Raw genomic sequence first — 6,901 nt, 5'->3', positions numbered from 1 at the left:
GCGACGCCGGCTTCCGCCCGGTGGAGCGCAACACCCGCTACGAGGCGATCCGCGAGTACCCCGGCCCCGACCCCGAGCGCCGCGAGTCCCCCCAGCCGATGCGCGTGTGAACCGCCATGACCGCAGCGCCCGAAGCAAGCAACCATGACCACGATCGGCAGGCAGGCGATATGGCCACCCACACCCGAACGAACGACGAGGAACTCGAGGTCTGGATCGACCAGGACCTGTGCACCGGGGACGGCATCTGCGTCGATTACGCCCCGGAGGTCTTCGAGCTGGACGTCGACGGCCTCGCCTATGTGAAGGGCGCGGACGACGAGCTGCTCCAGGAGCAGGGCGCCACCGCGCCGCTGCCGCTGGAGCTGATCCGGGACGTCGCGGACTCGGCCCGGGAGTGCCCGGGCGAGTGCATCCATGTGCGGCGGGTCAAGGACGCGGTGGAGGTCTACGGTCCAGAGGCCGAGGACCAGGACTGACCGGCCCGGCAGGGCCGACGGACACAAGGCGGCGGGCCGGCCCCGGGGGATCTCCCCGGGACCGGCCCGCCGTCGTTCTCCGGGGCCGGTCAGCCCTGTCCGAGGACCTTCAGTTCGGGGTGCTCCCGCCCGCCGTGCTGTGCGTCCGCGCCGTCCAGGGCGGTGGACGACAGGTGGGAGACCACATGGTCGTTGACGGGGTCGGCGGCCGGGTCGTCGTGGACCAGCAGGTGCTGGTAGGTGGTGGAGCGCTGCGCCGGGACGCGGTCGGCGGCCCGGATCAGTGCGAGCAGTTCCATCCGGTTGGAGCGGTGCTTGGCGCCGGCCGAGGAGACCACGTTCTCCTCCAGCATCACCGAGCCGAGGTCGTCCGCGCCGTAGTGCAGCGACAGCTGGCCGGCCTCCTTGCCGACGGTCAGCCAGGAGCCCTGGATGTGGGGCACGTTGTCGAGGAAGATCCGGGCGATGGCGATCATCCGGAGGTACTCGAAGACCGACGCCTGGGTCTGTCCCTTCAGGTGGTTGTTCTCCGGCTGGTAGGTGTACGGGATGAAGGCGCGGAAGCCGCCGCTGCGGTCCTGGGCGTCGCGGATCATGCGGAGGTGCTCGATCCGCTCGGTGTTGGTCTCGCCGGTGCCCATCAGCATGGTGGAGGTCGACTCCACGCCCAGCCGGTGGGCGATCTCCATGATCTCCAGCCAGCGCTCGCCGGACTCCTTCAGCGGCGCGATGGCCTTGCGCGGCCGGGCCGGGAGGAGTTCGGCGCCGGCGCCCGCGAAGGAGTCGAGGCCGGCGGCGTGGATCCGCTGGATCGCTTCCTCGACCGACACCTGGGAGATCCGGGCCATGTGCTCGACCTCGGACGCGCCGAGGGAGTGGATGACCAGCTGCGGGAATTCCTTCTTGATGGCCGCGAAGTGTTCCTCGTAGTACTCCACGCCGTAGTCGGGGTGGTGACCGCCCTGGAACATGATCTGGGTGCCGCCCAGTTCGACGGTCTCCGCGCAGCGGCGCAGGATGTCGTCCAGGCTGCGGGTCCAGCCCTTGGCGGTGTCCTTCGGCGGTGCGTAGAAGGCACAGAAGCGGCAGGCGGTCACACAGACGTTGGTGTAGTTGATGTTGCGCTCGATGATGTACGTCGCGATGTGCTCGGTGCCGGCGTAGCGGCGCCGGCGGATGGTGTCGGCCGCCGTGCCGAGGGCGTGCAGCGGCGCGAACCGGTAGAGGTCCAGGGCCTCTTGGGGGGTCACCCTGCCGCCGTCGGCGGCACGGTCCAGGACGGACTGCAGGGCGGGGTCGGCGACTGCGGACGGTCGGGGCATGTCGAGGGCCTTTCGGGTGCGTTCTCTGGCTCGTTGCGGGTCAAGTCACGTGGTGAGTGCTTCGGTGCCCAGCAGCCGGACCCGGACGTCCGGCGGGAAGCCGGCCGGACCTCCGCCGACCCTGCGGGCGAACTCCGCGATACCGGCGAGCTGCCGCTCGCCCAGGCGGAAGTCGAGGGCGGTGGTGTAGTAGTGCTCCAGGGTCTGCGCGTCGAACGGCTCCCATCGGGCGGCCTGCCGGCAGACCTCGGTGACCTCGGCGAGGGACAGGTCGCGGGAGGCCAGCAGGGCGTGGTGGACGCCCCGGACGGTCTCCGGCTCCCGGGCGAGGAAGTCCTTGCGGGCGGCGAAGACGGCGAAGACGAACGGCAGGCCGGTCCAGTCCCGCCACATCCGGCCCAGGTCGTGCACCTCCAGGCCGAGCCGGGGGGCCTCGTGCAGGGAGGCGCGCAGCGCGGCGTCGCCGATCACCACGGCCGCCTTCGCCTCCTTCATCATGTCCGCCAGGTGCGGGGGCCGTACGACGTACCGGGGCCGGACCCCGACCGACTCCGCGAACAGCAGCTCGGCGAGCCGGACCGAGGTCCGGCTGGTGGATCCGAGAGCCACCGGTTCCCCGTCCAGCCGGTCCAGCGGGACCTGGCTGACGATCACGCAGGACTGGACGGGGCCGTCGCTGCCGATGGCGATGCCGGGCAGCGCCACCAACTCGTCGGCGTGCTTGAGGAATTCGAGGAGGCTGATGGGACCGATGTCGAGCTTCCCGGCGACGAGTGCGTCGTTGAGGCCGTCGGGGCTGTCCCTCCGCAGGTCCATGTCGAGGAGGCTGCCGCTGCGGGCCAGGCCCCAGAACAGCGGCAGGCAGTTGAGGAAGTCGATGTGGCCGACCCTGGGCCGTCCGGTGTGGGCGGCGGGGGTGGCCGGCGCGGTGAGGTGTGGTTCGGGCATGTCTGTCAGGGCTCCCGGGGTGGCTCGTCAGCTCGGCTGATCGGCACCTACGCCTGGCGCTGCGGGGCGGCGGAGGTGAAGTGGGCTCGCAGGACGTCGAGTACCTCGGCCGGGCGGTCGGCGAGGTAGAAGTGTCCGCCGGAGAAGGTCCGGAGGTCGAAGCCGCCGGTGGTGTGCCCGTCCCAGGCACGGGCCTCCGCCAGGGTGGTCTTGGGGTCGTCGTCGCCGACGAGCACGGTGACCGGGCAGCGGACGGCGGCGCCCGGCTCGCCCCGGTAGGTCTCGACCGCCTTGTAGTCGCTGCGCAGCGCGGGCAGCACCATGCGCAGCAGCTCCTCGTCCTGCAGGACCCGGGCGTCGGTGCCGCTCAGCGCCCGCAGTTCGGCGATGATGCCGTCGTCGTCCCGTCGGTGGACCTGCTCGTCGCGGTGGACGGACGGCGCCCGGCGGCCGGAGGCGAACAGCCGCTCCGGCCCGTGCGGGCCGCGCTCCAGCCGCCGTGCCACCTCGAAGGCCACCAGGGAGCCCATGCTGTGGCCGAAGAAGGTCAACGGCCGGTCGGTCCAGTCCTCCAGCGCCTCGGCCAACCGGTCCGCGAGGCGGCCGATGTCGTCGAGGGCCGGCTCATGGCGCCGGTCCTGCCGGCCCGGGTACTGCACGGCGAGGACGTCGACGCCGGGGCTGAGCGCGGCCGAGACGGGGTGGTAGAAGCTCGCGGAACCGCCGGCGTGCGGGAAGCACACCAGGCGCCGGTCGGCCTCGGGGGCCGGGTGGAAGCGCCGGCACCACAGGCCGCTGTCCGCAAGGGGTGAACTCATCGTGCTGATCCGTCCTTTCCAGTGGGCCGGCCCGGCCGGACCGCTGCCGGGCCGCCGTCCCGAGCGGATCGGGAAGTACGTACTGCCGCCACTATCCAGCGGTGCCAAAGGCACCGCACAAGGGCTGGCGGCCTGTTGGGCGGGAAGTCTGGGCGTTTCCCCGGTTCTTGGCGGGGCCGGAACCGGGGTGTGGCGGCCCGGCGCGCGGGCGGCCTAGCCTCGGGGGCACGGCGGGCACCGGACAGCCTTCCGCTTCCGCTCGGACCGTGCCTGGTCCTCCGCCGTCCGCCCCAGGAGGTTGGTTGACGATGACGGGCGCCGCTCTGGCCTTTCTCTGCGGCACCGACCTCGGTCCCTGGGACGCGGGCGGCCTGGCCGCATTCCACGCCGGCTCTCCGGTGCTGCGCTACCAGTACCGGAAAATGGCCGGCTGGGCCGGGGTGGAGGCCGACGCGCTGCTGCGCCCGGCCGGTGACGGGGACGCGCCGCGGCATCCGGTCGCCGGCCGGCTGGCGCTGGCGACGGCGATGCTCGGCATCCACGACGTCCTCGCGGCGCACCGGATCCGGCCCGGCGTGCTGGGCGGCGTCGGCACCGGCGCGCTGGTGGCCGCGTCCTTGGCGGGGGCCCTCCCGCGAGCCGAGCTGGTACGGGCGCTGATGGCCGGCGGCGCCGGTACGGGCGACCGGGCGGCGTCCGCGCTGGCGTTCTGGCCCGCCCGGAGTGTCCCCGACTGGTACCGCGGTGCCGGGTGCGAGGAGGTCCGTTTCGGCGGGGCGCTGGGCCGGGACACCAGCGGCCGGTACCGGGTGGTGCTGCTCACCGGGGAGCGCTCCGCGCTTCTGCGGCTCGCCGCGGCGGCGCCGCCGGGCGCGGTGCGTCCCGGCGGCAGCGACCGCTGTGTGGTGCACGACCCGCTCGCCCGGGAGGCCCAGGCCCGGATGCGGCGCCTGGCGGCCGGCCTTCCGTTCACCGCGCCCCGGCTGCCGCTGTGTTCGGCGCTGGAGGCGCGGACCCTGTGCACCGCGGACGAGGTCCGGGAGCTGTTCGCGCGCACGGTGGTGGAGCCGGCCGACCTGGATTCCGGTGTCGCGGCCATGCAGGCGCACGGCGTCCGGCTGGGGCTGGTCCTCGGGCCGTCGCTGCCCAGGAACCTGCTGCGGTTCCCGTTCCCCGTGGTCCCGGTGGAATCCCCCGAGGACCTCCCGCACGCGATCGGAGCGCTGCTCGAACTGGGGGTGGAGGCGTCCCCGGCGGCGCACCGGGCGCCGGGCCCGGCGGGGGCGGCGTCCGGCCGCGGACATCCGGGCTGAGCGGGGCGCCGGTGCGGGCGCCGCACGGGTCGGGCGCGTGCCGTTCGGGTGGTGCCGTGGGCGGGGGGATCAGATGGGTGCTGCCGAGGGGCGGTCGATGCGGCGGGAGCGCACCACGCCCCGCTCCGTCAGCAGCGCGTGCACGGCGGCGACGGACGGGCCGAGCGGCTGGTTCCGGGCCTCCAGGCACAGGTCGACTTCGGCCGGGGCCTGGTCGGGGTCGTGCCGGGCCGTGGGACCGGCTATCCAGCCGGCCCAGTGCCGGGCGTAGAGGCCTTCGTCGGTGCGCCGGGCGCGCCCGGGCTGCGGCGTGGTGAGGTGGACCTCCAGGTACGGGGTGCCGCCGGCGGTGTGCCGGCGCCGCACGGCCGCCCGGTCCCGCGCCGAGGGGGCCGCGGCGGCCACCAGGGTGATCAGGCCGTTACGGGCCAGGGCCTCGGCCGCCAGGCCGGTGCGCAGGCCGTGGCGGGACCGGTCCTCGCCGGTGGCGGAGGGCGCGATGGGGGGTGTGGCGTACGGCGTGTCGTCGTCCAGGACCACCACCCGGTGGTGCAGCGCCCGGAGCCGGTCGGCGAGGGCGGTGGCCAGGGTGGCCGCGCCGGAGCCGGGCGGGCCGGTGAACCAGACCGTGGCGCCCGCGCACCCGCACCGGAGCCCGTCGCCGCCGGTGCTCACCGGTTCTCCCACGGCACGTCGAAGCGGTCGTAGTAGAAGGCGAAGCGTTCCCGCAACTCCGGTACGTCCAGGGCGAAGTCCGCCGCGGCGTAGTGGTGCCGGCCGCTGCGGCGGCTCTCGGCGGCGGCGTAGGCGCGCATCTCCCGCTCGGTGCGGTCGTGCCAGGGCCGGCCGGCCGCCGCGTACACCCGCCGCGCCTCGCCGATCGGGTCCTCGACGAGCTGCTGGAAGCGGATGTCCACGATGCGGTGCTCGTGTCCGGCGCGGTCCCGCAGCGAGGCCCGGAGGGCGCGTTCGACGAGGTCGGCGGCGTGCGCCCCGATCAGGTGCGGGTTCGGGCGCTCGACGTAGGCCCGGGCGCCGTAGGCGAGCATATTGCTGAAGGAGATCACCGAGGTCACCGGGTCGCGGTGGGTCTGTACGAGGGTGGCGTCGGGGAACGTGTCGAAGAGCGGGACGAGCATCTCCGCGTGCCCGGGTGACTTCAGCACCCACAGGTCGCCGGCGGGCCTGCTCCACTGGAGGAACTGCAGGATCCGCCGGAAGGTGCGGTACCCCTCGGTGTGGTCGGCGGAGGTGTACCAGGCGGTGTACTCGGGGACCAGGCAGGTGCCTTCGTAGAGGGCCGAGCTGTGTCCCACCGCCAGCAGCAGGTTGTCCTCTTCCGCCTCGTCGTGCGCCAGCTCGTGCATATGGGCCTGCTCGGGGAGGATGCGGTGCAGCATGCCGGCCTCGCGCCGGCCGGCCTCGATGCGGGGGCCGGGGTCGGCCTGCCGGGCCTCGGCCAGGTCGCCGCCGGGCAGCGGGTGCGCCGCCTCCCACAGCGGTAGGGACCGGGAGCGCGGGTCCCGGGCGATCAGTCGCTGCAGGAAGGTGGTACCGGTCCGCGGGGCACCGGTGATGAAGAGCGGTGCGGCTACCTTCGCGGTGAAGACCTCCGGCCGCCGCTGCGCCAGCTGCGCCAGCCGGTACCGGATCTCCAGGCCGCAGACCAGCTGGTGGTGCAGCAAGTACCGCCCGAGACAGGTGAGTTGGACCTCGTCGCTGAGCGACCGGCAGAGGATGGCGAGCGGTTTGTCGAAGGCGTCGTCCGCCGCGGGGTCCGGCCCTCCGGCCCTGGCGGCGGCCTTCTCCTTGAGGGCTTCGGGGGTGAGCGGCCACAGGCGCGGCGCCACCGGGCCGAGCAGCCCGTTCGCCGCCCGCATCGGCCACGGCAGACGCGGGTACGCCAGGGAGCGGCCCCGCGGCGTGAGCACTTCACGCGGCGGGCCCGGCACGTGAGTGAGCATCGAACCTCTTACGTGGGGGGATACCGGTTGTGGGGATTGTGACCGGGGACCGCGCCG

The 6,901-nt window shown here is 73.8% G+C and carries 7 protein-coding genes; 2 read left to right on the top strand and 5 right to left on the bottom strand.

The window, feature by feature from the left end:
- Nucleotides 1-170: 170 nt before the first annotated feature.
- Entirely contained in the window at nt 171-479 is a 309-nt protein-coding gene (locus tag AB0G84_RS34495; RefSeq protein ID WP_361330042.1) for a ferredoxin, read from the top strand.
- 89 nt (nt 480-568) lie between these two features.
- Here the strand turns inward: AB0G84_RS34495 and mqnC are convergent, their stop codons facing one another.
- From mqnC to AB0G84_RS34480, 3 genes are read right to left on the bottom strand one after another with little or no spacing between them, the layout of a single operon-like run.
- Nucleotides 569-1,801 (bottom strand): cyclic dehypoxanthinyl futalosine synthase, encoded by a 1,233-nt coding sequence (mqnC, locus tag AB0G84_RS34490; RefSeq protein ID WP_361330040.1) that lies wholly within the window; start codon nt 1,799-1,801, stop codon nt 569-571.
- Between the two features lie 45 nt (nt 1,802-1,846).
- Complete coding sequence (locus AB0G84_RS34485; protein ID WP_361330037.1) at nt 1,847-2,749, bottom strand: menaquinone biosynthesis protein; 903 nt, start codon at nt 2,747-2,749, stop codon at nt 1,847-1,849.
- Between the two features lie 47 nt (nt 2,750-2,796).
- Complete coding sequence (locus tag AB0G84_RS34480; RefSeq protein ID WP_361330034.1) at nt 2,797-3,567, bottom strand: alpha/beta fold hydrolase; 771 nt, start codon at nt 3,565-3,567, stop codon at nt 2,797-2,799.
- Between the two features lie 308 nt (nt 3,568-3,875).
- Between AB0G84_RS34480 and AB0G84_RS34475 the strand changes: the two genes are divergently transcribed.
- A complete protein-coding gene (locus AB0G84_RS34475) occupies nt 3,876-4,880 on the top strand; it encodes an ACP S-malonyltransferase (protein ID WP_361330031.1) in 1,005 nt (334 codons plus the stop codon).
- A gap of 69 nt (nt 4,881-4,949) precedes the next feature.
- Here AB0G84_RS34475 and AB0G84_RS34470 read toward each other — a convergent pair whose 3' ends face one another.
- On the bottom strand, nt 4,950-5,555 hold the full coding sequence (locus AB0G84_RS34470) for an adenylyl-sulfate kinase (RefSeq protein ID WP_361330028.1): 606 nt from the start codon (nt 5,553-5,555) through the stop codon (nt 4,950-4,952).
- Nucleotides 5,552-6,844 (bottom strand): sulfotransferase, encoded by a 1,293-nt coding sequence (locus AB0G84_RS34465; protein WP_361330025.1) that lies wholly within the window; start codon nt 6,842-6,844, stop codon nt 5,552-5,554. The genes AB0G84_RS34470 and AB0G84_RS34465 overlap by 4 nt, the downstream gene beginning before the upstream one ends.
- Nucleotides 6,845-6,901: the final 57 nt, after the last annotated feature.

Origin of the sequence: Streptomyces sp. NPDC020742, from assembly GCF_040641675.1 — a bacterium.
Classification (GTDB): domain Bacteria; phylum Actinomycetota; class Actinomycetes; order Streptomycetales; family Streptomycetaceae; genus Streptomyces.
The sequence above is the reverse complement of the archived record's forward strand: the minus strand, read 5'-3'. Positions and strand labels throughout refer to the sequence as shown.

Excerpts from the sequence above, each read along its gene's own strand:
- AB0G84_RS34495 (WP_361330042.1), top strand. The coding sequence starts at position 171 with ATGGCCACCCACACCCGAACGAACGACGAGGAACTCGAGGTCTGGATC.
- mqnC (WP_361330040.1), bottom strand. The coding sequence starts at position 1,801 with ATGCCCCGACCGTCCGCAGTCGCCGACCCCGCCCTGCAGTCCGTCCTG.
- AB0G84_RS34485 (WP_361330037.1), bottom strand. The coding sequence starts at position 2,749 with ATGCCCGAACCACACCTCACCGCGCCGGCCACCCCCGCCGCCCACACC.
- AB0G84_RS34480 (WP_361330034.1), bottom strand. The coding sequence starts at position 3,567 with ATGAGTTCACCCCTTGCGGACAGCGGCCTGTGGTGCCGGCGCTTCCAC.
- AB0G84_RS34475 (WP_361330031.1), top strand. The coding sequence starts at position 3,876 with ATGACGGGCGCCGCTCTGGCCTTTCTCTGCGGCACCGACCTCGGTCCC.
- AB0G84_RS34465 (WP_361330025.1), bottom strand. The coding sequence starts at position 6,844 with ATGCTCACTCACGTGCCGGGCCCGCCGCGTGAAGTGCTCACGCCGCGG.